This window comes from Microbulbifer regidiadema (SeqCode), assembly GCF_052467605.1.
The window spans coordinates 4147832-4173077 of the sequence record NZ_CP174316.1 but is presented as its reverse complement, the minus strand read 5'-3'; the positions used below and the strand labels follow the sequence as shown (position 1 = coordinate 4173077).

19 protein-coding genes and 3 tRNA genes are annotated in these 25246 nt (G+C 53.4%); 7 read left to right on the top strand and 15 right to left on the bottom strand.

The features are described 5' to 3' along the window. Nucleotides 1–94: 94 nt before the first annotated feature. The 10 genes from rpsO to ubiM all read right to left on the bottom strand — a co-directional run bounded on the left by rpsO (nucleotide 95) and on the right by ubiM (nucleotide 9125). Entirely contained in the window at nucleotides 95–364 is a 270-nt protein-coding gene (gene rpsO / locus ACJJIF_RS18880; protein ID WP_252083174.1) for a 30S ribosomal protein S15, read from the bottom strand. A 130-nt stretch (nucleotides 365–494) separates the two neighbouring features. Further along, nucleotides 495–1436 carry a tRNA pseudouridine(55) synthase TruB gene (gene truB, locus ACJJIF_RS18875; protein ID WP_444929820.1) on the bottom strand — a complete coding sequence of 314 codons (942 nt, stop codon included), beginning with the start codon at nucleotides 1434–1436 and terminating at the stop codon, nucleotides 495–497. 3 nt (nucleotides 1437–1439) lie between these two features. Beyond that, nucleotides 1440–1838: a 30S ribosome-binding factor RbfA gene (gene rbfA / locus ACJJIF_RS18870; protein WP_444929819.1), complete on the bottom strand. Its 399-nt coding sequence runs from the start codon at nucleotides 1836–1838 to the stop codon at nucleotides 1440–1442. Between the two features lie 91 nt (nucleotides 1839–1929). Beyond that, nucleotides 1930–4824 (bottom strand): translation initiation factor IF-2, encoded by a 2895-nt coding sequence (gene infB, locus ACJJIF_RS18865; RefSeq protein ID WP_444929818.1) that lies wholly within the window; start codon nucleotides 4822–4824, stop codon nucleotides 1930–1932. A 70-nt stretch (nucleotides 4825–4894) separates the two neighbouring features. Beyond that, on the bottom strand, nucleotides 4895–6391 hold the full coding sequence (nusA, locus tag ACJJIF_RS18860) for a transcription termination factor NusA (protein ID WP_444929817.1): 1497 nt from the start codon (nucleotides 6389–6391) through the stop codon (nucleotides 4895–4897). 42 nt (nucleotides 6392–6433) lie between these two features. Then, nucleotides 6434–6898 (bottom strand): ribosome maturation factor RimP, encoded by a 465-nt coding sequence (gene rimP / locus ACJJIF_RS18855; RefSeq protein WP_444929816.1) that lies wholly within the window; start codon nucleotides 6896–6898, stop codon nucleotides 6434–6436. Nucleotides 6899–7365: 467 nt separating this feature from the next. After that, a tRNA-Met gene (locus ACJJIF_RS18850) sits at nucleotides 7366–7442 on the bottom strand. Nucleotides 7443–7482: 40 nt separating this feature from the next. Then, nucleotides 7483–7559, bottom strand: a tRNA-Met gene (locus ACJJIF_RS18845). A 36-nt stretch (nucleotides 7560–7595) separates the two neighbouring features. Continuing rightward, nucleotides 7596–7672, bottom strand: a tRNA-Met gene (locus ACJJIF_RS18840). Between the two features lie 289 nt (nucleotides 7673–7961). Further along, on the bottom strand, nucleotides 7962–9125 hold the full coding sequence (gene ubiM / locus ACJJIF_RS18835) for a 5-demethoxyubiquinol-8 5-hydroxylase UbiM (protein WP_444929815.1): 1164 nt from the start codon (nucleotides 9123–9125) through the stop codon (nucleotides 7962–7964). A 173-nt stretch (nucleotides 9126–9298) separates the two neighbouring features. Between ubiM and ACJJIF_RS18830 the strand changes: the two genes are divergently transcribed. From ACJJIF_RS18830 to ACJJIF_RS18820, 3 genes are read left to right on the top strand one after another with little or no spacing between them, the layout of a single operon-like run. Then, nucleotides 9299–10090, top strand: coding sequence for a PhzF family protein (locus ACJJIF_RS18830; protein ID WP_444929814.1), 792 nt, complete (start codon nucleotides 9299–9301; stop codon nucleotides 10088–10090). 39 nt (nucleotides 10091–10129) lie between these two features. Continuing rightward, on the top strand, nucleotides 10130–10552 hold the full coding sequence (locus tag ACJJIF_RS18825; RefSeq protein ID WP_444929813.1) for a GFA family protein: 423 nt from the start codon (nucleotides 10130–10132) through the stop codon (nucleotides 10550–10552). 20 nt (nucleotides 10553–10572) lie between these two features. After that, nucleotides 10573–10824 (top strand): hypothetical protein, encoded by a 252-nt coding sequence (locus ACJJIF_RS18820; RefSeq protein WP_444929812.1) that lies wholly within the window; start codon nucleotides 10573–10575, stop codon nucleotides 10822–10824. Nucleotides 10825–10952: 128 nt separating this feature from the next. Here the strand turns inward: ACJJIF_RS18820 and ACJJIF_RS18815 are convergent, their stop codons facing one another. Both ACJJIF_RS18815 and ACJJIF_RS18810 read right to left on the bottom strand, forming a co-directional pair. Further along, nucleotides 10953–12113 carry an NnrS family protein gene (locus ACJJIF_RS18815; RefSeq protein WP_444929811.1) on the bottom strand — a complete coding sequence of 387 codons (1161 nt, stop codon included), beginning with the start codon at nucleotides 12111–12113 and terminating at the stop codon, nucleotides 10953–10955. 431 nt (nucleotides 12114–12544) lie between these two features. Next, complete coding sequence (locus ACJJIF_RS18810; RefSeq protein WP_444929810.1) at nucleotides 12545–13927, bottom strand: MFS transporter; 1383 nt, start codon at nucleotides 13925–13927, stop codon at nucleotides 12545–12547. 518 nt (nucleotides 13928–14445) lie between these two features. Between ACJJIF_RS18810 and ACJJIF_RS18805 the strand changes: the two genes are divergently transcribed. The 3 genes from ACJJIF_RS18805 (at nucleotide 14446) to ACJJIF_RS18795 (ending at nucleotide 19317) form a co-directional block, all read left to right on the top strand. Further along, complete coding sequence (locus tag ACJJIF_RS18805) at nucleotides 14446–15741, top strand: autotransporter outer membrane beta-barrel domain-containing protein (protein ID WP_444929809.1); 1296 nt, start codon at nucleotides 14446–14448, stop codon at nucleotides 15739–15741. A gap of 709 nt (nucleotides 15742–16450) precedes the next feature. After that, complete coding sequence (locus ACJJIF_RS18800; RefSeq protein WP_444929808.1) at nucleotides 16451–17746, top strand: hypothetical protein; 1296 nt, start codon at nucleotides 16451–16453, stop codon at nucleotides 17744–17746. A gap of 275 nt (nucleotides 17747–18021) precedes the next feature. Next, nucleotides 18022–19317: a hypothetical protein gene (locus tag ACJJIF_RS18795; RefSeq protein WP_444929807.1), complete on the top strand. Its 1296-nt coding sequence runs from the start codon at nucleotides 18022–18024 to the stop codon at nucleotides 19315–19317. A gap of 114 nt (nucleotides 19318–19431) precedes the next feature. On the opposite strand, the gene ACJJIF_RS18790 is transcribed toward ACJJIF_RS18795, so the two are convergent. The 3 genes from ACJJIF_RS18790 to ACJJIF_RS18780 form a co-directional block, all read right to left on the bottom strand. Next, on the bottom strand, nucleotides 19432–21897 hold the full coding sequence (locus ACJJIF_RS18790; protein WP_444929806.1) for a chitinase: 2466 nt from the start codon (nucleotides 21895–21897) through the stop codon (nucleotides 19432–19434). A gap of 629 nt (nucleotides 21898–22526) precedes the next feature. Then, on the bottom strand, nucleotides 22527–23033 hold the full coding sequence (locus ACJJIF_RS18785) for a hypothetical protein (RefSeq protein ID WP_444929805.1): 507 nt from the start codon (nucleotides 23031–23033) through the stop codon (nucleotides 22527–22529). Nucleotides 23034–23263: 230 nt separating this feature from the next. Further along, a complete protein-coding gene (locus ACJJIF_RS18780; protein WP_444929804.1) occupies nucleotides 23264–24694 on the bottom strand; it encodes an MFS transporter in 1431 nt (476 codons plus the stop codon). A 109-nt stretch (nucleotides 24695–24803) separates the two neighbouring features. On the opposite strand from ACJJIF_RS18780, the gene ACJJIF_RS18775 reads away from it, so the two are divergent. Then, complete coding sequence (locus tag ACJJIF_RS18775; RefSeq protein WP_444929803.1) at nucleotides 24804–25241, top strand: helix-turn-helix domain-containing protein; 438 nt, start codon at nucleotides 24804–24806, stop codon at nucleotides 25239–25241. The last annotated feature ends 5 nt before the right edge of the window (nucleotides 25242–25246 follow it).

Genomic DNA, 25246 nt, shown 5'->3' with positions numbered 1-25246 from the left:
GGCTGTGCTGCGAAACTGCGGAAAAGTGACAACAGCGCCACTTTTCCACAAGCATTAAAAAAGAATGCCCGCCAGAGGCGGGCATTCCAGGGTCTTAGCGACGCAGGCCGAGCTTAGCGATCAGCTGTGCGTAACGGTTCAGATCCTTGCGCTTCAGGTAGTCCAGCAGCTTGCGACGCTGGTTTACCATGCGGATCAGACCACGGCGAGAGTGGTGATCCTGCTTGTGCGCAGAGAAGTGACCCTGCAGTTTGTTGATGTTGGCGGTCAGCAGGGCTACCTGGACTTCCGGGGAACCGGTGTCGCCTTCAGATTGGCCGTGCTCTTTCAGGATTGCTGCTTTTTCTACTGCAGACAGTGCCATAACGAATAACCTCGTCGTAATATGCTTTAAAAGATTCGGCTGGCCCGTGCATATTTACAGACCAGCTACTCACTATTGCGATACTCTCACATCAAGCGCCAGCGGCTCTCACCAATATAGCGTTTTCTGCTTAAGTACCACTTACCAGACGCCGAGGTGCTACGCACCCGTCGTCAGTAATTTCTCCTACGCCCAGAAAATCGCCATTTTCCAGGAAGAGGCGCACCATATCACCTTCTGCACCGATACGGTAGACCTGCAAATCCATTACCGGCTGCCCCTGGCGCACATAGTAACCGGAGTCATCCGGGAGGGTGAGCTTGGGCAGTGAGGACGCGGGGGAGTCCACCGACAGCAGGTGGTGGTCCAGCGCTTCCGCCATTCCCTCACCGCGCTCTTCGGTAAGCTCGTCCAGGGTCACTGAGTCGGCCTCGTTGTAGGGGCCGGCGGCGCTGCGATGCAGCTCTTCCACATAGGCGCCGACACCCAGGGCCTGGCCCAGGTCTTCGGCAATGCTGCGGATATAAGTGCCCTTGGAGCAGTGAACCTCAACTTCCGCACGGGGCTGGGCGCCCGGGGTAAAGCTCAGCAGCTCGAATTCAAAAATCTCTACTTCCCGCGCCTCGCGCTCCACTTCCAAGCCCTGGCGCGCCAGCTTATACAGCGGCTGCCCCTTGTGCTTGAGGGCCGAGTACATGGACGGCACCTGTTTGATGCGACCGCGAAAGGCTTCCATCGCTTTCAGCACGGCCTCTTCGCTCAAAGCGGAAGCGTCTTTGGTTTCCAGCACATCGCCGTCGGCGTCGCCGCTGGCGGTGGTCATGCCGAAAACAAAAGTACTGCGGTAGCGCTTGTCCGCATCGAGCAGGTACTGGGAGAACTTGGTCGCCTCACCGAAACAGATCGGTAGTACACCGGTTGCCAGGGGGTCCAGCGCTCCGGTATGACCGGCGCGATTGGCGAAAAAGAGTCGTTTGGCTTTTTGCAGGGCGTCGTTGGCGGTAATCCCGGCGGGCTTGTTCAATAACAGCACGCCGTGAACCGGCCGGCCCCATTTTGGTCTGCGGCCCATGGATTAATCTTCGTTGGAGTCGCTATCGTCGTCCTGGTGCTTACGATCAGAACTTATCGCCTTATCAATCAGCGCGGAAAGTGCCTGTCCGCGTACGGAGGTTTCATCGTAGCGAAAGTGTAAGCGCGGAATACTGCGCATTTGTATGGAGCGTGCCAACTGGGTACGCAGGAAGCCTGCGGCCTTATTCAGCACAGACATAGAAGCATCAATTTTTTCGCGGTCGTCTTCACCGACCAGGGTGACAAACACCTTGGCGGTGGCCAGATCACGACTGACCTCTACATCATTGACATTAATCATGCCCAGACGAGGGTCGCGTACTTCTTTCTGAATAAGCTGGGCCAACTCGCGGCGCATGGCGTCGGCGACGCGGTCTGCGCGGTGGAATTCTCTTGCCATTGTTTACCTATTGAGAATGGCGGTTTAAAGACAGGAAAACCCGCACGGCGATCGCCGCGCGGGTTTGTCCCTGGCTCCGCTGCAAAACTCCTTAGAGTTCGCGAGCAACCTTAACGATATCGTAAACTTCGATCTGGTCGCCGGACTTGACGTCGTTGTAGTCCTTAACCCCGATACCACACTCCATGCCGTTGCGCACATCCTGCACATCGTCTTTGAAGCGGCGCAGGGATTCCAGTTCACCCTGGTAGATTACAACGTTGTCGCGCAGTACGCGGATCGGCTTGTTGCGGTAGACGGTACCTTCGGTAACCATACAACCGGCAATGGCGCCAAACTTCGGTGAACGGAACACATCGCGAACCTGGGCAATACCCACGATTTCTTCGCGTATTTCCGGATCAAGCATACCGGACAGCGCCTGCTTCACTTCGTCGAGCAGGTTGTAGATAACGCTGTAGTAGCGAACTTCTACACTTTCCGTCTCGGCCACTTTGCGCGCTGCGACATCGGCACGGGTGTTAAAGCCCAGTACGATAGCGCCGGAGGTCAGGGCCAGGTTGATATCGTTTTCGGCGATACCACCCACACCGCTGGACACAACGTTGACAGAAACTTCGTCGTTGCCGATCTCCGCCAGTGCACTCAGGATAGCTTCCAGGGAACCGCGCACGTCCGCTTTGATCACAACCGGCAGTACTTTGCGCTCGCCGGCTTCCATGTTGGCAAACATGTTTTCCAGCTTGGCCGCCTGCTGGCGCTGCATGCGCTCGCGACGCTCTTTGTCACCGCGCTGCTCAGCCACTTCACGGGCTCTGCGCTCGTCCGCAACCACCATGAACTCGTCACCGGCGTTGGGGGTAGTGTCCAGACCCAGCAGCTCAACCGGGGTTGAGGGGCCGGCTTCTTTTACCTGCTTGCCCAGCTCGTTGGTCATGGCGCGCACACGGCCATAGCTCTGACCCGCCAGTACGATATCGCCGCGCTTCAGCTCGCCGTTTTGTACCAACAGGGTAGCCACAACACCGCGACCTTTTTCCAGGCGGGATTCGATCACAACACCCGTTGCCGGTACCTTGATCTTGGCCTTCAGCTCCAGCATCTCTGCTTGCAGGGAAACAGCTTCCAGCAGTTCGTCGATACCTTCACCGGTGTGTGCAGACACATTGATAAACTGGGTATCACCGCCCCAGTCTTCCGGGATAACGTCCTTCGCTGCCAGCTCGTTTTTAACGCGATCGGGATCGGCAGCTTCTTTGTCGCACTTGTTGATGGCGACAACCAGCGGTACACCGGCGGCGCGAGCGTGGTTCACCGCTTCTTCCGTCTGCGGCATCACACCGTCGTCGGCGGCCACTACCAGGATAACCACGTCAGTTGCCTGGGCGCCACGGGCGCGCATCGCGGTAAAGGCGGCGTGTCCGGGGGTGTCCAGGAAGGCGATCTCGCCCTGGCTGGTTTTTACGCGGTAGGCACCGATGTGCTGGGTAATACCACCGGCTTCACCGGAAGCCACCTTAGTCTTACGGATGTAGTCCAGCAGGGAGGTTTTACCGTGGTCGACGTGACCCATTACGGTAACGACCGGTGCGCGGGAAACCTCAGCGCCTTCACTGGCCTGAGTCTCGGCAACCAGTGCTTCCTCCAGCTCGCTCTCGGAGCGGAATACCACCTTGTGGCCCATCTCTTCGATGATCAGCTGAGCGGTCTCACGGTCCAGGCTCTGGTTGATGGTAGCCATCTCGCCCATTTTCATCAGGCGTTTGATCAGGTCGCCGGCTTTCACATTCATCTGTTTGGCCAGCTCGCCAACAGTGATGGTTTCGCCCAACTGTACTTCGTACACCTGCTTCTCCGTGGGCCTTTTAAAGCCGTGGGTGGGTTTAACCCTCAGAGTCGGACTAGACAGGGAGCGCGTGCTGCGCTTGGATGCTTCGTCTTCCTCAAATACTTCCAGCGCCTGCTCGTACAGAGCGGTCTTGCTGGATTTTTTCGGGCCGGACTTGGAGCGGCGACCGCGACGCTTGCGCGGCTCGTCCTCGGAGCGATCAGTTTCAGCGGGAGCAGTGGTCGCTGCCTCCAGCTTGCGACGCAGAGCCGGCTTGACCTCATTGGTCTTCTCAGCACTTTTCGCCGGTGCTGGTTTAGCCTTGGCTGCCTGAGCAGCTTTCTCTTTCTTTTCCTGGGCTGCGCGTCGATCGGCTTCTACTTTAGCCTTTTTCTCTTCAAGTTCACGCTTTTCCTGCTCAGCTTGCTGCTTGCGACGCTCCATCGCGGCAATACGCATTGCCTCGATATCGTCGGAGTAGCTGGAGCGGATTGGTGCGGCGGGTTCTGCCTTTTTCACTACGTTTTCCGCGGTCTTATCCTCAGATTTAGCCGGCTTTTGCTCGGCCTTCACTTCAGTTGTTGCTTTCACTTTGGCCTTGGCTTCAGCTTCGGCCTTGGCTTTCGCCTCGGCTTCGGCTTTGGCTTTTGCCTCGGCTTCGGCCTGGGCTTTCGCCTCGGCTTCGGCTTTGGCTTTGGCCGCTTCTTCCGCCGCTAGGCGTGCAGCTTCCGCCTCGGCCTCAGCGCGTGCGCGCTCGGCTTCGGCTGCCAGTCTTTCCTGCTCGTTTTGCAGGGCTTCAACTGCCGCGTCCTGTGCGGGGTTGCTGGATTCGTCACCTGCCGCTGTTTCAAGCTCAGCTTGAGGGCGCTTCACATAAGTGCGCTTCTTGCGCACTTCCACATTCACAGTCTTGCGGCCGGTGCCAGAGCCGGTCTTCAGCGTGGTTGTGGTTTTGCGCTTCAAGGTGATCTTGCGCGGCGCAGCGCCCTGCTCCCCGTGACTGCTTTTCAGGAAGCTGAGCAAGACCTGCTTTTCCTCGTCTGACACCGCTGCATCGGCAGAGGTGTGAGGCAAACCCGCTTCTTTCATCTGCTTGAGCAGACGGTCCTCGGTGGCACCAACCGATTTGGCGAGTTCACTAACTGTTACTTCGGCCATTCTCTCTCCTAAAAGTCACTTGGTCGGAGGGGGTTACTTATACGTAAGTTATCTTTCGCTGCGCTTAAGCTTATTCGCCGCTGTCATCGGCAAACCAGGGCTCACGCGCTTTCATAATCAGCGCGGCAGCGCGCTCCTGGTCGAGACCATCGATATCCAACAGATCATCAACAGCCTGCTCCGCCAGGTCTTCCATAGTAGCGATCCCTCGACTGGCCAGTTGGAAGGCCAGTTGGCGCTCCATACCGTCCATATTCAAGAGATCTTCCTGGGGCTCAGATTCATCCAGCTTCTCTTCGGAAGCCAGCGCCTGAGTCAACAGGGTATCCTTGGCGCGGGCGCGCAACTCCTCAGCGATATCCTCATCGAAGCCCTCAATTGCGAGCATTTCCTCGATGGGAACATAAGCTACCTCTTCCAGGGAGGCAAAGCCCTCTTCCACCAGTACACTGGCAACGTCTTCCTCAATATCCAGGCGATCCATAAACACCTGCATAATGGAGCTGGACTCAGCTTCCTGCTTACTCTGCCACTCGGCACTGCTCATGACATTGATCTGCCACTGAGTCAGTTCGGAGGCCAGGCGCACGTTCTGGCCGCTGCGGCCGATCGCCATAGCGAGGTTTTCCTCGGCTACGGCTACATCCATAGAACCGGTGTCTTCGTCCACGACGATGGACTCAATTTCCGCCGGCGCCATGGCATTGATAACGAACTGAGCGGGGTTTTCGTCCCACAGCACGATATCCACGCGCTCACCGGACAGCTCGTTGGACACCGCCTGAACACGCGCACCGCGCATGCCCACACAGGCACCCACCGGGTCGATGCGACCGTCGTTGGTGTTTACCGCAATTTTTGCACGCAGACCGGGATCGCGGGCTGCGCCTTTAATTTCAATAACCTGCTCGGAGATTTCCGGCACTTCAATGCGGAACAGCTCGATAAGCATTTCCGGGCAGGAGCGGCTCAGCATCAGCTGAGGGCCGCGGGCTTCCGGCTGAATTTCCAACAGGATTGCGCGCACGCGATCGCCGAGTCGGAAAATTTCACGACCAACCAGTTGATCGCGGGGCAGGCGCGCTTCGGCGTTATTGCCCAGATCCACTGCGATAAAGTCGCGGGTTACTTTTTTCACCGTGCCGCTGACCATCTCGCCTACGCGATCGCGGTACTCATCCACAACCTTGGCGCGCTCGGCTTCACGTACCTTCTGTACGATAACCTGCTTGGCGGTCTGTGCGGCGATACGGCCGAACTCCACATTTTCCACCTGCTCGCGGAAAATATCACCGGCTTTTAGCTCCGCATCTTTCTCGTGAGCTTCTTCCAGAGTGAACTGGGTACCCAATTCCGCCAGGACTTCATCGCCGACCACTTCCCAGCTGCGGAAAGTCTCGTAATCACCGGTGCGGCGATCAATGATAACCTCAATGGTTGAATCTTCGTCGTAGCGTTTCTTCGTGGCCGTTGCCAATGCCGCTTCGATGGCCTGGAAAATAATCTCCTGGTCAACGCCCTTCTCGTTGGATACCGCCTCGGCTACCAGCAAGATCTCTTTGTTCATGCAACTGTGCCTCAAAATCGCCTGAGCTCAGGCTCCTACAGGTTATTTGGTAAATTGGGGAATGATATTTGCTTTTTCGATACTGTCGATCGGCAAAAGGTATTCGTTTTCACTATCCACACGCAGAACCACTTCATCACCCTCTACACCGGCCAGCAGTCCGCGCCACTTGCGCTGCCCATCCAGAGGCATACGCAGGCGAACTTCAATCTGGGCGCCGATAAAGCGCTCGTACTGAGCCAGTTTATAGAGAGGGCGGTCGAGGCCTGGGGAAGAGACTTCAAGTGTGTACTTGCTACTGATGGGGTCTTCCACATCCAGCACAGCACTGGACTGGCGGCTCACTTTCTCGCAGTCCTCTACGGCAATACCGTTTTCGGAATCGATATAAATGCGCAGCAGTGCGTTGCGACCGTGTGTTTGGTACTCAATACCCCACAGTTCACAACCCAGCGATGCCACCACCGGCGCCAGAAGCTCTTCCAGCAATTCGCGTTTGCTCGCCATTCTCGTCACCACATACAAAAAATGGGCCTGCGGCCCACTTCGAAAAATATCTGCAACTTTTCTTGCAGATACGAAAAAGCCCCTGACGGGGCTTTGACCGCACATCCGCACAGTCAGTGTGCACGGATGCAAATTTGGTAGCGGGGGCAGATATAATCTGGAACCTTCGCCCGGCCATGCCGGCCAGAGGTGAAAAGGGAGCCCGAACTGTCAGGCATCGACCTAAGCGCCACTGGCACCTGAATTTGGTAGCGAGGATAGGGTTTAACCTATGACCTTCGCTCGGCTATGCCGCCAGAGGTAAAAGGAGAGCCCGAACCGTCGGACATCGACCTAAGTACCACTGGTACCGGAATTTGCTAGCGAAGACAGAGTTTAACCTATGACCTTCGCCGGCTATGCCGCCAGAGGTAAAAGGGGAGTCCGAATCGTCGGGCATCGACCTAAATACCACTGGCACCTGAATCTGGTAGCGGGGGCAGGATTTGAACCTACGACCTTCGGGTTATGAGCCCGACGAGCTACCAAGCTGCTCCACCCCGCAACAACGAAAGCGCAATCAAAGTTTTGCCCTAAAGGCAAGTTGGTAGCGGGGGCAGGATTTGAACCTACGACCTTCGGGTTATGAGCCCGACGAGCTACCAGGCTGCTCCACCCCGCAACAACAAAAGCGCAATCAAATTTTCCCTCGGGAAATTGGTAGCGGGGGCAGGATTTGAACCTACGACCTTCGGGTTATGAGCCCGACGAGCTACCAGGCTGCTCCACCCCGCAACAACTCCAAGAAACAAAGCCTGGTTGATCTTTGCTTCCTGCGGCGGGACCAGCCCAACCACTCAAGAGGCTGCGCATTCTATTGGGGCTGACTCGGCGAGTCAAGCCATAATTGGCATTTGTTTTCACCTGGCGGGAAAAAGCCGGCGCTACCATCTCGCAGATCAGTATAGAAAAAGAAGAAAATCCCGCAAGCCGAGCGCCTCTGGCCGAGCGTCTCTATATACCTTCTTCTTTCCTGCACATACCCCTTTATAAAAAGAACGAAGAACAGCCCCGTCTAAATAAGCTAGCGGGTCAGCTGATGCACTATCGCCTTGCGGATCGGCGCAAAGCGATCGCTGGCCCGCAACACCACCTTGCGCAGCAACTTAGCCGGCAGGCGATCGTCGGTAAACAAATCCACCACCCGGTTGGTACCGGAGTAAATCGGCTTGGACTCCAGCCGGTGCAGCAGCTGGTAGCGGCTTAAGGCGCGGGCCAGTTTGGCCGGCTGATGTAAGCGGCCAGTATCCCCCAACTGGCGCGCCAGAGTGTCCGCACCGGCCAAACCCAAATTGAACCCATGTGCCGTAACCGGGTGCATACCCACAGCGGCATCTCCCACCAGGGCAAAGCGCTCGGCGAAAAAGCACTGCGCATAGGTCGCCACCAGTGGGTAGCAGTGGCGCTCGCCAAAAGCCTCGACACTGCCGAGCTGGGAGCCACTCTCGCGCAACACATGCGCGGCGAAGTCACGGTTATCCATCGCCATAATCTGCGCGGTAAGACTGGCGGGGACAGTGACAACCGCCGATGATACATTGGGCTGAGGCAGCGGCAGCAGCGCCAGGGTCGAACCGTAGCGGAAACACTCGCGGGCAATGCCGCCGTGGGCCAGCGCAGTGCGCACCGGGCCGACAATCGCCACACGGCCAAAATCGCGCATATCGGCGCCAATGCCCGCCATGCGCCGCACCTCAGAAAAACGGCTATCCGCTGCAACCACCAGGGAAGCGCGCACACCCTCCCCCTCTGCCAACTCAAGGTGACGCACAGCACCGTTCAATGTCATCCCGGTAACGGTCGAGTTATCGAGCAGCGTTATATTCTCGCTCTCCAATACTGTCTCATATAAGATTCGCCGGATCGCAGCGTTGCAGACAATAAAACCCAGAGGCCCCCGTTCTTCCCGACCAAAGTGGAGCGTCGAAGGGGAGTTGCCGTCGACCACCTCGGCAGCATTTAGCGGACTGATCTCTTGCGGGGATAATCTCTGCCAGGCCCCCAGTTCTTGCAACAGCTTGTAGGATTTGTGTGTCAGGGCAATCTCGCGGCCGTCGTTGACCGGCGCAGACAGCGCCGACTTATCCTGGCGCTCAACAATGGCCACCCGGCAACCCCTGCGGGCCAGCATCACCGCCAGGGACAACCCAGCGGGACCGCCCCCCACAATAGCGACATCAGACTCCATCACTCACCCCCGGTTTGCATACACCAAATATCGGCCACTGTAGAGATTTGCACTGGCGAGCAAGTGATTCAGATCAGGTTAACGTCAATCTCGGCCCGCGCTATAGCGGTGTAAAGCGAGGTTTTTTAGCGGTATAAATACGGGCTTAGCGCCAACTACCCCAGGAGCCTGCCGTGGAACTTAAAATTCATTTTATTAACGCCTTTACCGACCGGGTCTTTCACGGAAATTCGGCCGGGGTAGTAATTACCCAGGAGTGGCTGGACGCCGAACTAATGCAGTCTATCGCCACAGAAAACAATCTGTCTGAGACCGCCTTTCTGGTAAAGCACCCAGACGGCGACTATAAGATTCGCTGGTTCTCGCCGCTAACCGAGATCGATTTTTGCGGCCATGCCACCCTGGCCTCAGCCCATGTTCTTTTTTCTCAAAACCCTCAGTGCGAGCAACTCCAGCTCCATGCGAGCGCTGTGGGCAAAATGACAATCAACCGAGGAGAAAATGGAATTATTTCCATGGACTTCCCGCGCAGGGAGCCGCAAGCCGTAGATCGCATACCAGCGGAATTACTGGAGGGGCTCTCAATAACACCGGCCAAAATACTGCTGAACGACCAGGCCTACTTTGCCATCTACGATAGCGAACAAGAGGTACTGGATGTACAGCAGAATGCGGATAATCTAAAGAAACTCGCCCCCTACGATGTGGTCGTTACGGCAAAATCTGATAAGTACGATTTTATCTCCCGCTATTTCTGGCCAGCCAATGGCGGCGCCGAAGACCCGGTAACCGGTTCAATTCATACCGGGCTCGCCCCCTACTGGTCACAAATTCTGGATAAGAAAGAGTTGCTTGCCTATCAAGCCTCCACGCGCGGCGGCCTGCTAAATTGCACTATCGCCGGAGACAGGGTCATTATCTCAGGTAAAGCGGTGCCCTACCTCGAAGGCACAATACAGCTATAAGCAATAAAACCCATATCTACGGAAAGGAATCCAGGACTGATGAACAAAACAGGATCTTGCCTCTGTGGCACCGTTCGCTACGAGATCGACGGAGACTTTGAGGGCTTCTTTCTCTGCCACTGCGGCTACTGTCGCAAAGACACCGGCTCTGCTCACGCCGCCACGTTATTTTCCTCGACCGCTAAGCTCAAGTGGCTGGCCGGTAGTGAGGCCAGCAAAATTTTCAAGCTGGCCGGCACCCGTCACAGCAAGGGTTTTTGCAGGGAGTGCGGCTCCGCTCTGCCGCTGGAGGATAAAGAGCTTGGACACCTGGCGGTGCCTGCCGGCAGCCTGGACAGCCCCATAGCGATAAAGCCCAATGCCCATATTTTTATGGCCAGCAAAGCCGAGTGGGATCAGGACCTCAACGAGATTCCACAAGTCACCACCTTCCCGCAAGCGGACAAACCCGACACCCTTTAAAGCCGATCGGGAACTTAAAGATGAGTAGAAAACACCTATCCGAACCTACAGATACGCAAATCAAAGAGCGCCTGAAAGAATTTAGCCGCAAGCACCGCGAAAAATATCCCACTCCGCCATTCGATGAAAATGAGCCCACAGGGCTTCTTGCCGGCAACCCCGATAAGATCAATGCGCGTATCGAAGGAAGGGCTGCCAATGCGCGTCAGGGTCAGGCGCAGGGGGAGAAGCCGAAATTAAAACCCACCAGCAAGGAAGACACTAACAGCTAAAAGACAGGGAAAATACCGCTCAGTTCAACGCCATTGCGCGAGGAGCTGAAATTAACTCACTTTTTAAATTAGCGCACCCCAGTTGCTGCGGATAAAAACCACCGCAGCAACCAACGGCCTACAGCGTATTAGCCGGGGTGGCCATCAACGCGCGGTTGGAACAACACCGGGGTGTAATACAGCAGGAAAAGCGTGTAACCGACTACCCAGGCAATAATTGCCGCGAGAAAACCGCTCGGCGCCGGCGCCCAAAAAACGCGCGCGAGCGCCGATAGCGCCAAGGCCACAAACGCCAGGGGCATCCAGCGCGGCGCTTGCAGTACTCGACCGGTATGGCCGAGGCTGACCCGGCTGGTCATAGACAAAATCAACCCACCGATACCGCCAACCGCAAACGCGTGCAGGGCTGGGCTCTGCCAGGAGGGGGCAATATGACTCCAGGCCAAAGCCGCGAGGAAACAGCCCAAAATAACCAGCCAGTAACTCACGTGCAGAGACCACACCATCGGTTCTGCCCATATTTTAGTGGGGTGCCAGCGCAGTACGCGAATCACCTGTAAAACCCCCAGGGAAAATACAAAAAAGGCCCACACTATTTTCGGCAAGCCAATCGCCACCGACAGCAATAAACCCAGCACCGCAATATGGGTACCCCACTCCACAGCGGGCAACTTATCCCTTGGGCTCATATGGAAACGACGCGCAGTAAAGAACGGGATAACCCGCCCGCCGATCACCAAAATAATGGCCGTCACCAGCAGCAGCGCCAACAGGGCAATCCGACTCTGCGCAGCGGGCAACAGCCAATGACTGGCCGATAGCGCGGCAAACATCAGCATCGCCGGCAACACAAACATATTCCGCCACTGTTTGGTTCTCAACACCCTGGCGCCGAGCAGAAAAGCCGAAAACAGGAAAAAGGACACTTCGGCAATCACCGGCACCCAGATAGGCACCGCTGCCAGCAGGTAGCCCAGGCGGGCCAAAAGCCACAGACCGACCAGCCCCATAAGCTGGCCACCCTTGGGCGAGGGAATACCGGTCCAGGTCTGCATGGCGGTGCCGAGAAAGCCCACCACCACCGTAGCGGCGAAGCCGAACAGCATCTCATGGGAGTGCCAGACCACCCCCGCGCGCAGCGCCGGCATCTGCCAGCCCAGCAGCTGCCCCTGCCAGATCAACAGGGCAAGCATACTCCACAGCGCCGCCCCCCAAAAAAACGGGCGGAATGGCATACGCCAAATAGGTGCAATAGATTCCGCGCGCGCGCGGTCAACGATAGGTATCAAAATCCGTTCTCCTTACCAACTACAGGAACCCCAGGCTCCCTATACACATAATTCGCAGCACAAAACCATCCCGGCAGACCCGCCTATTGGGGTGGCAAAGGCGCCCCAACAGGCGGGGCGCAGAGAGATTTATCTGTTCAGCGGCGCCAGCTCAGTAGCCGCGCCGACTTTTTAGTCACCCGCATCGTTGCGGAATATCCCGCGAGAGTCCATTTCCGGGGAGCGGGAAAGCGTCCTATTCTTACTCAATTAAGCAAAATAGTTAACAAAAAAATAAGTGCCGGGTAAATTAATTTGTGCGGTGTGAGAAAAATCTTACACTGTCGGCGGTAATGCAAAAACCCTATGTTTTATAGGGTTATTTCTTTTTTAGAAAAGAAAAAAGTGAGGATAAAGTGCACTTTAAAGTGCATTTAAAGTATCGCACAACTTTATGACTTCTGGGAAGCACCGGCCTTAACAAAAAATAAACTCAGCAATAATGCCACAGCGGCCAAACCCGCATTCAGCGTAAAGGCCCGGTCAATACCCGCAGACAACTCCGGGGCCATTGCCACAACCGTGGTATTTATCGCCAGGCCGATGGCCCCACCAATAATTTGAAACATATAAATTAAGGCCGCCGCCAGACTTGCCTTAGCGGGACCCAGCACGGTGACACCGGTGGTTGTTATGGTGGGAAAATACAAACCCAGGCCCACCCCGAGGGCGAGCATCCCCGGCACCAGGTGCAGGTAGCGCTCGTGCAGCATTAACCCGGAGAGTAAAAGCATTCCCAAGCCCAAAAAGAAAGCCGCAGCCGCCAGAATCAAGCGGGCTCCCAAGACCTCATAGAGGCGCCCCGCAATATAGGAGACCAGCGCAAAAGTTACCATCACCGGCAATAAACCGACACCGGACCAAACGGCGGAAAAGTCCAATATTCGAATCAAAAATTGGGGGATATACAGCAGCATGGAAACGAAGGTGACCGATAACAGCAGTGTTACCAAACCGACGGCAAAAAAACGCCAATTGGCCGCGACATCCGAGGGGATCAGCGGGTCCGCGCGGGTATGGGGCTCGACCCAGGCAAAGATAACAAAAAATAGCAGCGACGCGCTAATAAGCCCAATAACCGGCGGGCTGGTAAACCCCACATCAATCGCAAAATCCAACGACAGCATCAATGCCAACAGGCAGATTGACAGGGTCAGCATACCCCAGTAATCGACTTTTTCATTATTGTTATCCGGCTTATCCGCTTCAATAACTTTCCAGCCCACCAGCATTGCCGTCAAGGCAATGGGAAAGTTAATAAAAAATATCCAGCGCCAACTGACAAACTCGGTAAAAAACCCTCCCAGCAGCGGCCCTATCGCATTGGCAAAGCCGCACACCGTCATAATCAAGCCGCCCGCCTGCCCGGCTCTATCCTCGGGCATAATCTGGTAGGTCATACCGAGGACCGCAGGCCACATCAGGGCACCGCCAACCCCCATCAATGCCCGGCTCCCCAGCAGCATCCACTCGTTGACGGCCAGGCCGCCGACAACGGAAAAGCCGGCAAAAATTGCAGTCCCGATAAAGAAAAGACGGCGGCGGCCAAACATATCCGCCAAACGACCACCGGTAACAATCACAATCCCGAACACCAGCGCATAACCATTGATCACCCACTGGAGCGTGGAAATATCGGCGTGGAAGTGTTTTTCCATTGCCGGAATGGCAACAGAAAAGGCCGTAAAATCATTGGCCACTAAAAAAAGGGCCAGCGACAAAGCCACCAGGCCAATAATCTGTGATCGTGTTAGCGGGGTCTTTGCGGCTGCCATAAATGCCACACTTCACTCTGTGCAAGTTATGCAACGGATATTAAAGCTTGGACCAAGCGGGGCGCAGTTGCAGCGCCAATTAGTGGACAACACCCAATACCTGCGCTCCAGTAAGAGAATGCGCATAAACTTTATTACTAATATCTCAGTGCTTTTATCCCATTCTCAGCACAACTTTCATTAACAATACTTGTGCTATTACTAAACCCACTCCACTTGGCAAGCCTATCGAACGCTCTATAGAGGAGGATTATGGAATCACTTTTAAAACCATCAAATGTGAATGCGCCAGCATAGCCGAGTATTTATGCTAACAATAATGGCTTGAAGCCAGTGCAAGTCAGCAGTCTCACTACTTCTCTCACCATTTTGGGCCGATCATCCCCCCCGAGTGCCAGGGGCGAATCGAGTAGCTGCTCGTTTGTACCGGGATGGGATATAGATTTCACCTGTGTAATACAGGAAGCCCTATGGACGCCATCAATGCGCCATAGAGAGCCGAAGTAAAGGGGTTACTTATGAGAATCTTACCTGTAGTCGCTACCGCATTATCTCTTGCCATTAGCGGCCTAGTTTATGCTGACGACAATGAGTCTATCCTCAACCAGGAGGGTACCGATAATACCGCCACCGGGGACCAGAGCGACGCCACCATCAGCGACAATCTTATAGATCAAACTCAAATCGGAACGAGCAATTCTGTGGATGCGACTCAATCTAATAGCAATATCGGCGGGACAATTACCCAGTATCAGGAGGACAGCAATAATTACTCCCTCAGCACCCAAGACGGCAACACTAACTCAACGGTAGAAACCAGTGCTATCGGTGACAACAATGATTTACAAACCACCCAAACTTCCAACTCCACCAGCTTTATCGGCGTTTATGTAACAGGAAACGGCAATGAAATAGAAAATATGCAAACAGGAAATTCAGATACAACGGTGATCTATGCCATTGAAGGAAATAATAACGACGCGGAATCATTTCAAGTGAATAACAGCAATGTCAGTGCTAGTTTTACCGTTGTTGGTGAGGGTAACCGCCCCGATTTAAATCAGCAGAATTCGGATTCCTCAACAGCAATTTCGGAAACTTATGGCGATAGCAACGATCCCACTCCAATCCAAACTGATGTTTCAAATTCTACCATTACGATTTTTCAAACGGGCAACACCCATGTTGGCACTGTGCAAGATCGCACTGGCGGCGCCAACAATATCAGCACCCTTACCCAGACTGGAAATTCCCACCTTACCAACTCCACCATTGCCTCGAGCTTTAATCAGACCAACAACTTTGTACAAAATGGGAATGGCAACTCTATCAATGCAGAAATAAGCAGTGCAAACAATAGTACAGCGGTTGCCCTTCAGGGTGGGCGCGCCCATAATCTTACAATCTTTCAAACTAACGTTTCAGATAGTTATGTATCGGTTACCCAAAGCGATATTATAAATGTTGCCGTAGTTAATCAATCGGGTTCCGGCCATATGGCGGAAGTTATCCAAATGGATGACTCCAGTAACATAGATGTCGATCAAGACAACGCCGACAACAGCCTGTACGCACTACAAAACGGTGAAGACAATCTGATTGATGCGATGCAGAATGGCGCCAGTGAAATAGCCATGTTAACTCAGGTCGGCACGATCAACGAGATAGACCTTAGCCAAAGCGGCCAGCAGAATGCCGCTATCCTCACCCAGGACGGCAATAATAATACGTTGACGATTACTCAAACTGGCAGCAGTGATACAATCACCGCAACCCAGCTGGGTGACAACAACAGCGCTACCTTTACTCAGTAATCTGAGGAGTCTCTGAAAACGCCGCAATACCGCTATGGGAATTACAGGCTATAGATATTAGGCACAGTCTGTGGCCTGGCCCATCCGCGGGGTTTTCTGGCGTGTTGCGGCGGAGTCCCCATCGATACGCTAAAGCAGCCATTGGGCTTTTATGGCGGCTATAAATGCCAAGCTTTACACGGTACAAATCCCACCGTGCAGATAAAATTTTGCACTCACAAAATGCAAAATGTAAAGTCAATTAGCCCGCCCCCAATTGATCGCAGCGGCAATAAACACCGGGTAGACTTTACTCCCAATATATCAGTACTTTTATCCCATTCCCCTCCCCCGCCCGATTGGCAATACTTGCCCCAAGGTTTAAAAATTCAAATACGCTAGATTTTTATTGATATGCAACTCTAGTGAGCAAGCGACGAACGCTAAACAATGAATAGCCGCCGCAAGGCTAGAATTATTGAGTTTTGTGCTTCAGGGCAACAATGATCAACCTTCGGGCATAGCCAAGCATTTATGCCAATCGCAATGGCGCAGAGTCAGCCCAGGCCGCAGCGTGCCGGCTCTGCAATCATTTAACGGGCTCAAGGCGCGGCGGGAGATATCGCTGTTTGCGACGACCGCGATTGAATATAAGTTTCAGCGGAAACATACCGAAAATTCTATGGCCGTAATCCCCACGCCATAGCCAGTTGACGTTAAGGAGTTATTTGTGAAGGCCTCCCCCATTGCCGCAACCCTACTCTCTCTTGCCATTAGCAGCTTGGTACAGGCAGATAATAATACCTATATCCTGCAACAGGATGGTAGTGACAATAGCGCTACAGTGGATCAGAGCGATGCCACTATCGCTGACAATTTTATTGAGCAAACTCAAATTGGTGACAACAACGATACCTATGCAAGCCAGGTTGACAGCAATAGCAGTGGCTCAATCTTTCAGTACCAAGAGGGGAGTACTAATTCCTCACTTGGTGTGCAAACTACGACGACGGATTCAATAGCGGAGAGCTATGTTATTGGCGATAACAACAATGTATCAAGCATTCAAACCTCGACCAGCGATAGCACAAAGGAAGTCAGCATTACCGGTAGCAGTAATACCACAGTAGGCAGCCAAACGAATGTTTCTGACACCCAGATGAGAGAGACCCTGATTGGGGATAACAATACAGGATCATCCACCCAGCAAGACTCCACCTATAGCTTAATAAACACCACCCTTATCGGTAACAATAATAACACCACCCCCACCCAAGCTAACGCCCTCGAGGCGGTATTAATCTCGGTGACCTACGGTGATAGCAATACGATTTCTGTCACCCAAACTGACAGTTCGTATATAGAGGTATTAATTTATCAAACCGGCGATAACAATCAGGCGACTACCACAGACCAATCGAGCAGTGGCTATAATATCGGCCTAATTAATCAAGTAGGCGATACAAATACTGGAACTTTTATCAATACGGGAAGTGCTTACCAGGTTAACGTTATCAAACAATATGGCGATAACAACTTTAGCTCTGCGGTTGCCTCGAATTCCACCGGCAGTTTTGGATTCACCCTGCAAAACGGGGACAACAATACCACTACTAGCGTCTTTTCGATGGTTTCCAATAACGAATTTTCCATCACCCAAACCGGCGACAGCAATACGGCAACTCTGTTGCAATCCGACAGCGATCACTGGGTAGAATCTATTCAAATGGGCGACTCAAATACCATAAATATCAATCAGAGTAACTCTGAGAATGACTTATACACCCTACAAAATGGTAACAGCAACCAGATTACATCCCTTCAGAATGGGCTGACTGAGACGGCAAGACTCACCCAATTGGGCGATACCAACGGGGTAGTTCTAACGCAGAGCGGCCAGCAGGAAACCGCCACCATCACCCAGGACGGCAATAACAACTTCCTGCTGCTAACTCAAACCGGCATGGATGCGACGATGACCGTCACCCAGATTGGTGATAATAATCATGCGATTTATATGGAGTAACACAAGAGGGGGGGGGGGCTGGCAGACAAGGGGGCGGGCCAGCCCGCTCGGCGATTACGTGCGCAAAAATTTGTAAAAATTATTGGTAAATAACCCCAAGAAATCACACTTATCCCCTGGGCTAATATCCACATTCGATATAACTGGATAAACTGAGATAGAAATATCCACAGACAGAAAAAATAGGCGCTGTGGATAGATCACCCGGTCAGCTCAGGGGTATTCACTACAGCCGTAACCAACACACTTAGCCCACTGACCTTAAGGAGTTACCTGTGAAGTCCTCACCCATTGCCGCAACCCTACTCGCCCTTGCCATTAGCGGTCTGGTATATGCAGACGACAATGAATATATTGTACAACAGGACGGTAGCGGCAATAGTGCCACTGGCGATCAAAGCGATGCCACGATCAGCGGCAACTTGATTGAGCAGGTCCAAATCGGCGACAACAACACCGCCACTGCCACCCATATTAACGGCAATACCAGTGGCACAATTATCCAGCAGCAGGAAGGAAATACTAATTCCACATTCAGCCAGCAAGATGCGACAACTGGCTCCACAATGAAGAGCTATATCACTGGTGACGATAATGATGTATCAATCAGTCAGGCGTCTACCAGCGACACCATTATGGAAGTCAACATTGACGGGAGCAATAATTCCGCTGGGGGCAGCCAAATCAGCACTTCTGACACCCAGCTGCAAAACACTCTGATCGGGGAGAACAATACGGGTTCACCCACTCAGCAAAACACCACCTCCAGTTCAATCAACGCCACCCTTATCGGTGACAACAATACAGTCTCCATCACTCAAACTGACGCCGTCTCGGCCGCACTTATCTCGGTGACCTCGGGTAATGACAATACTATTTCCGTCACTCAAAATAATAGCGCAGATATTGAGGTATTTATTTTTCAAACCGGGGACAATAATATCGCCACTACCCAGGATATATCTGGCAGCGCCAACAATAGCGCTATTATTACCCAGTTAGGCGATTCCAATACTGCCACCTTTACCAATAATGACAGTGCACAACAGACTAATGCCATTGCACAATACGGTAATAGTAATGTTAGTACCTCGACGGCCGAAGACACTGACAGCAGCACCGGCTCCACCTACCAATACGGCGACAGCAATAGCAGCACTGTCGACTTTTCAGGGGCGGACAATAACAGCTTTTCCATCAGCCAAATGGGCAATAGTAATACGGTGGATTTGAGTTACGTCAGCTATGATCACACCACAGAAATTATCCAAATAGGCAGTTCAAATACGATCACTAGCGATCTGAGCCTCGTTGAGAACGATCTGTACGCCCTACAAAATGGTAGTAACAATCAGATTACCACTCTACAGGATGGTACTACTGAGGCGGCCAGGCTCACTCAATTGGGCAACACTAACCAGATAGATCTGCTCCAGAGTGGCCAGCAGGAAACCGCTATCCTCACCCAGGACGGCAACAACAACTTCCTGATGGTGACTCAAACCGGCATGGATGCGACGATGATTGTCACCCAAATTGGCGATAATAATAGCGCGACCTATATGGAATAAGAGTGGAATAAGAGTGGGGTAAGAGTGAAATAAAAAAGGCGGCCAGGCTGTGGGTAGATGCCGGGCCACCAAAAGAGTGGAATTGAGGCGCTAGCGCGCCTCAGTGGTTAATGCCTAGTCTTGGTAATCGATCGTCATATCAAAGTTACCTTCAACACACTTGGCATAGTCGCCCTCGTTCAACGCCGAGTAAGCGGTCTGGTAATTTACCAGCTGGCACGCGTAACTCTCGTTGTCGGGGGTATCCGCAGACCAGCCCCAATCCTTGTCCCAGTAGATATCCAGGGAGGCGGCACCGCCGGTCTGGAACTGCCCCATATTGGCACAGCCGAGCTCTTCATCTGCCGGGATTTCTACACCGAAGTAAGCTGCCGTATTCTCGTAGTAGCCGATGCGGTACTGGGAGCGGTAATCCTCGCTACCGGAACTACATTCGATCGCCCCGTTAATAATATTGGTGGTAACACCAAACCCTGCGGTTAGATTATTTGCCAGGTCCACACTGTTCGGCTCCCAGGTACCATCAATAACGTGCAGAATGCTCGGCTTGGGTGGCTGTGGGTAAACAAAGAAGAAGATGGAGCTGGCCAGGTTCAGCCAGGTATCCGCCACCAATTCCGGCGCTTCCAGCAGCGTGTAAATATCGCTGTACATGGCCTGAGAGAAGGGACCGTAGTTATAGTTCCAGCTCAACTGCTTGGCACCGCGGCCAAAGTAGCTCTTGTAACCGCCGTCCGCATTAATCGCACAGGGCCACGCCTCAGCTGCCCAGCTGCTGCTGGCATCACAGGCGCCGTAACCGCCGGAGGTATCTTCGGTCCAGCCGATTTCGCGCAACCAATACAGGCCCTGGCGCCACTCCGGCACTTCCCAGCCGGTTGCGTGAGCACCGGTTTCCTGGGCGTAGTGCGCAAACATAACCGCCAGGGATTTGCGGCAGATCGCTTCGGCATCGCGGCCATCGGTATAGTCGCCGCAGAATGCGGGGAACTTGGCTACCGCGCGCAGGAAATTGGTGTAGGTGTACTCGTCCGCTCTGAGGGCAAAGAGGTAATCCCAGTCCTCTTCAGACAGAATACTCTCAACGCGGAGGACATTTTCAGGGTTGGCACTGCGGCCCGGTTGTACCGCCTCAACGACGGCGTTATCCCGAGTTTCAACCGTGTCTTTGACTTCCTGGAGCAGGGCGTCGCTGCTGGTGATCGACTCTTCCGTTGCTTCCAGCTCGCTGATACCCATCACGTATCCATCGGCTGCGGCACAGCCATCCTGACTGATGGACACTTCATCCACATCACTGGCCTGGGTGGAATCAGAGGCTGTCAGCTGGAAGGTGTAGGTTACATCGCTGTAAGTCTCGGACAGGGTCACTGAGGTGGCGCTGTCGGTATAGCTGCTCATCTTCACAACCGGGCCACTGGTTTGGCTCCAAATATAAGAGATATCGCTGCCACCGCTGCTGCCAGAACCGTCCAGGGTAACCGTTCCGCTACAGCCGACATCAATACTGGAGGCTGAGATATTGGCCGTTACCGAGCTTGCGGAACCCTCGCTATTATCGCTGTCGTCTTCATCGGCATCCTCCACTGCGAGGTTTTGCACCGTTACCTGCGCCTCTCCGCTCGTCTCGCCATCGCTGACAATCAGACTGAAGACATAGCTCACATCCTCACTACTGGAAGGCAGGGTAACTCTGGTCGATGCACTGGTCGCAGAGGCAATATCCGCTTCCGGTGAGGCCGGAGACAGCTGGGCCCAGCTGTACGATAAGTTGCCGTCGCCACCGGAGGCGCTCGCATTCAGCGTTACGCTACCGCCACCGCTGATCTGTGCCTGCGATGCAGAAACACTGACCGTAATGGGAGTGCTATCGGAGTTATCGCCACTATTATCGCTATTGTCGTTATCGCTGTTATCACTGCCGCTATTATCACTATCGTCGTTATCGCTGCCGCTATCGCCACCGCCGCTGTCATTATCGGAAGTGCCGTCACTGGCGCAGGCATCCGCGTCCTTCAGCAGCCACGGGGAGCCCCAGGTATTTTCCGCCGTTAATGCATCGGTGGGGTGATCGTCGCCATTGACCCACCACTGGGCCACAAATAAATCGCCGTCGTAGCAAACCTCTTCGCCTTTGCGATAATTTTGCCCGGAGATATAGGTGTCGGAATCACCGGAGCTACCACTGTCACCGCCAGAGTTGCCACTGTCACCGCTGTCGGAATCCGCACCGCCGCTATTGCCGCTATCCGTATTCCCACCTGAATCTGAATCTGAATCTGAATCTGAATTATTGTTGCCGGAGTCTTCATCGGTGCCGCCACTGCTCTCGCAGGCACCGGACGTCTCCAAAATCCAGGGGGAGTCCCAGCGATTTTCTGCCGTTAGGGCATCTGCGGGCGTTTGAGCAGCCGTTGCCCACCACTGGGTTTTATAGAGGTCTCCCTCATAGCAAACCTGGCTACCTCCGGCGTAACTCTGCCCGCTAACATAATCATCGGCCGGTTGTGCGGCGCCTGCACCCTGGGCGCCGAGCATCAGTGCCGATGCGATGGCTGTGCGAATAAAAATAGGTTTCATAGAAACTCCAGTTATCATTTTTAGGGTTCTATTTAAAAATAATTTTATGCGATGGGGTAATACTGGGTAGCCCGGCATTATTTCCCAAAATAGAAATCAAGGATTTGTATAAACAATCGGTCACGGGGATCACTGTTCAAGCGAGAATCTGCTAGCGGTATCACTGTTTTTACAGCAGAAGAACTCTCTGAACGGAAGAGAACCAAGTCCCCTGCCCCGTTTTTTAGTCGGATGCAGCTGCCCCTGCACCTCCTATCCTAATAATTATCACAAATACTCAATTTATTTTTGCACGCTGCTTATAAAGCCCCATACGTACACAGCAATTTCGATAAACAAGCGGGGGAATGGTTCCAGATTGGGGTGGAAAATTTCTCGATCACCTCCACAGCGGCAGCAGGCAAAATCCAGATAAAATATAAAAATTAAAACTTTATTTTACCGTTTAATGGTAAAAAGGAATAAAAAAGCACAAAAAGGTCGTCTCAAGGTACAAAACATAAACCCAGATGCCGCCTGTAGCACTCGCCATCGCGGCCTAAAGGGCATTTTCTTGTATAGAGGGAGGGCCCCTGAGGGCCACCAAGAGATTGCGGAATTATTCAGGAGTTCCCCAAATAGAGGCGGTCTCAGGAAAAAACTTTCAAGCGCCCAGCGCGCTTTTCTTCACTGAAATCACAGCTGGTTAGACGAAACATCAAACTGTATTCAGAGCGGCAGCGTGTATCGTGAATATCTCCGGGGAGAAAGGCACTGCAATCACCGGGCTTCATTGAATAACCGCCTCGACTCACCAATTGCTCTCGCCCACCCTGCCGGAATACCCTATAGGTGGACATCTCCACCTCACCAAATTGCAGTGCGTAAAATACCCAGCCAGCGCCATGATTATGCGGCTGGCGATAGAGCCCTCTGGGCTCCACATGCGCCAGCAGAATAAAGCCCTTATCATTACTGCGATACAGCTCCACACTCGGTTCTTTGCGCCCGTGGAGATCGGCCAGCCAGGCTTCGGCAGAGTTGGATATGGCCAATTTCCCCAGAGCCTCTCGGCATCTCACAATCGATAAAGTATCCAGCCCCTGCCAATTGGCTTTAAGTGCCGCAATACACTGTTTTAAAGAATCATTTGCCACGACTCGGGCCCTCCCCATTATCTGTAGAAAATTATTGCGAGTTCGCACTCTCAAGATACAACTTAAAGCCCGCTTTAAGTCAAGCGGGGCTAGCACTGAAACGCTCTAGGGAGACGCTAAGCGGTAGGGGAACGCAGATAGATATCAACAATATTGATAGCGCAAGCATTAAACCCGCGTCAAAGCGGGTATTGCGCAGCCTATGGGGCCCTGAAAGAGGTTTTACAGAATTATTCAGAGGCTCCTGCGCTCTGCACTTTAGCTGTGAATCTGCTGGTAACAATAGATAGTACCTGGATAATCAAGGCCATAAACAACAGCAGCGATGCCAGGCAATAAACGGCATTGAGGCCATCCGCTATCTGCGGCGGGCTCATAGCCTGTATGGGTAAATTGCCAACAAAAATAACACTCATCAGCGCGGCCCCGCTCAAGAGCCCCAAACTTCTCGACAAGCTGAGCAGCCCGGAAATACGCCCGCGCACCTCGGCCCGGGCACTATTTATTGTCAAAGTGTTCACCGTCGACAGGTAGGTCCCATAGCCCACCGCCACCGTAATTGAAAATAGCAGATAGCCCATCAAGCCCTGCTCTACCCGCAATAGCCCCATACCCAAGGCTCCGCTCAGCATAATAAGCAGCCCCAATAAAACGATGCCCCGACTCTTAAACCGATCTACCGCACGACCGGCAAAATTCGAACAGATCGCCACCGTAAATGATCCGCTGGTCATTACCAAGCCCGCGACAAACAAATCGAGTTGCAGGGCCAGGGTCAGATAAAAGGGCCCCACAATCAAACTGCTCATAACCGACGAGGCCACCAGAAAGTGGCCCGCCACATTGGCCAGGAATATCTGCTTTCCCACAGGCCCAATAAACCCTTGGCGCAGGGGCTGTACTCGCTGTCTAAAACAGGACAGTGCTATAGCGCATATCACCGCCAAAGCAACCGCTATACCATTAATAGCGGAATACCCCTCCCCCAGGGGTTTGATCGCCAGGGTGTAAAAAACAATACTAAAAAACAGCGCGGCTGCGGCCAGGTAGCGCCGGGATCGACTCCCCCTATCGAGCACTTCGCCGGCCGCACTTTCCGGCAGAGTGCGATAAGCCAGCAAAAACACCCCCAGTCCCACCGGAACCATTAAGTAAAAAATGCCCTGCCAGCTGAGGTTTTCTACAATCAGGCCACCGACAATAGGCCCCATGCCGGTACCGATCGCCGACAGGCTGCCCAGTAAGCCGATCACTTTTCCGGTTTCACTTTTATCGAAAACATCACCGGCTATAGCCATAGACACCACTACAAACATAGCGGCGCCCGCCCCCTGTATCGCGCGGAAAAATACCAATATCCATACATTTAAAGACAGCGCGCAAAAAATTGTCGAAACGGTAAAGATCAATCCTCCGGCGAGGAACAGTTTTCGCCGGCCCCACTGGTCGCTGAGACTGCCGGCTATGGGCAGGGTGGCGGTCATGCACATCATATAGGCCACAGTAATCCACTGGGCATGGCTAAATGAAGTTGCGAAGCTATCGATCAATACGGGCAGGGCCATATTGATCGCACTGACCCCCAGGGCCGCCAGTAACGTCGCCAGGCACAGGGTGAGCAGGATCTTCCTTTTCGCAATCCGGGTCAGTGGCTGTGTCATTGAGTCTTCGCAATAACTTTTCGCAGTGTGCATAAGCTGAAGTTTAACTTGCCAGTAATAAGGCGGGAAACTAGCATATAACTTCAAGTGAGCTTGAGGTCAAGTGGCGATGCATAATAATAGGGAAACACTGGATATTCGCGCAGTTTCCAAACTGTCGGGGCTGCCCTCTTCGACACTGCGCTACTATGAAGAAAAAGGCCTGATAAAATCCTGTGGTCGCCGGGGGATTACCCGAATATTCAAAGCCACTGTTGTGGAGCAATTGTCACTGATCTCCCTGGGCCGCTACGCCGGTTTTTCCCTGAATGAGATCGGCAAGATGTTTGCCAGCAATGGCAATCCCTCTATCGATAGAGAGCAGCTTCTCAATAGGGCCGATGATTTGGACAAAAACATCCGCCGGCTTGAAGCCATGCGCGATGGACTCCGCCATGTGGCCCACTGTCCCGAGGACAACCAGCTGGAGTGCCCCAACTTCCAAAACCTGATCAAAAAGGCGAGTAAATTACAGCACCAAGAGGATAGGAAAGCAAAGCGACGCTGAGCGAT

Bases quoted from the DNA above. Each gene is read 5' to 3' on its own strand.
- rpsO (WP_252083174.1), bottom strand. From the start codon at position 364: ATGGCACTGTCTGCAGTAGAAAAAGCAGCAATCCTGAAAGAGCACGGC.
- truB (WP_444929820.1), bottom strand. From the start codon at position 1,436: ATGGGCCGCAGACCAAAATGGGGCCGGCCGGTTCACGGCGTGCTGTTA.
- rbfA (WP_444929819.1), bottom strand. From the start codon at position 1,838: ATGGCAAGAGAATTCCACCGCGCAGACCGCGTCGCCGACGCCATGCGC.
- infB (WP_444929818.1), bottom strand. From the start codon at position 4,824: ATGGCCGAAGTAACAGTTAGTGAACTCGCCAAATCGGTTGGTGCCACC.
- nusA (WP_444929817.1), bottom strand. From the start codon at position 6,391: ATGAACAAAGAGATCTTGCTGGTAGCCGAGGCGGTATCCAACGAGAAG.
- rimP (WP_444929816.1), bottom strand. From the start codon at position 6,898: ATGGCGAGCAAACGCGAATTGCTGGAAGAGCTTCTGGCGCCGGTGGTG.
- ubiM (WP_444929815.1), bottom strand. From the start codon at position 9,125: ATGGAGTCTGATGTCGCTATTGTGGGGGGCGGTCCCGCTGGGTTGTCC.
- ACJJIF_RS18825 (WP_444929813.1), top strand. From the start codon at position 10,130: ATGAACAAAACAGGATCTTGCCTCTGTGGCACCGTTCGCTACGAGATC.
- ACJJIF_RS18820 (WP_444929812.1), top strand. From the start codon at position 10,573: ATGAGTAGAAAACACCTATCCGAACCTACAGATACGCAAATCAAAGAG.
- ACJJIF_RS18810 (WP_444929810.1), bottom strand. From the start codon at position 13,927: ATGGCAGCCGCAAAGACCCCGCTAACACGATCACAGATTATTGGCCTG.
- ACJJIF_RS18805 (WP_444929809.1), top strand. From the start codon at position 14,446: ATGAGAATCTTACCTGTAGTCGCTACCGCATTATCTCTTGCCATTAGC.
- ACJJIF_RS18790 (WP_444929806.1), bottom strand. From the start codon at position 21,897: ATGAAACCTATTTTTATTCGCACAGCCATCGCATCGGCACTGATGCTC.
- ACJJIF_RS18780 (WP_444929804.1), bottom strand. From the start codon at position 24,694: ATGACACAGCCACTGACCCGGATTGCGAAAAGGAAGATCCTGCTCACC.
- ACJJIF_RS18775 (WP_444929803.1), top strand. From the start codon at position 24,804: ATGCATAATAATAGGGAAACACTGGATATTCGCGCAGTTTCCAAACTG.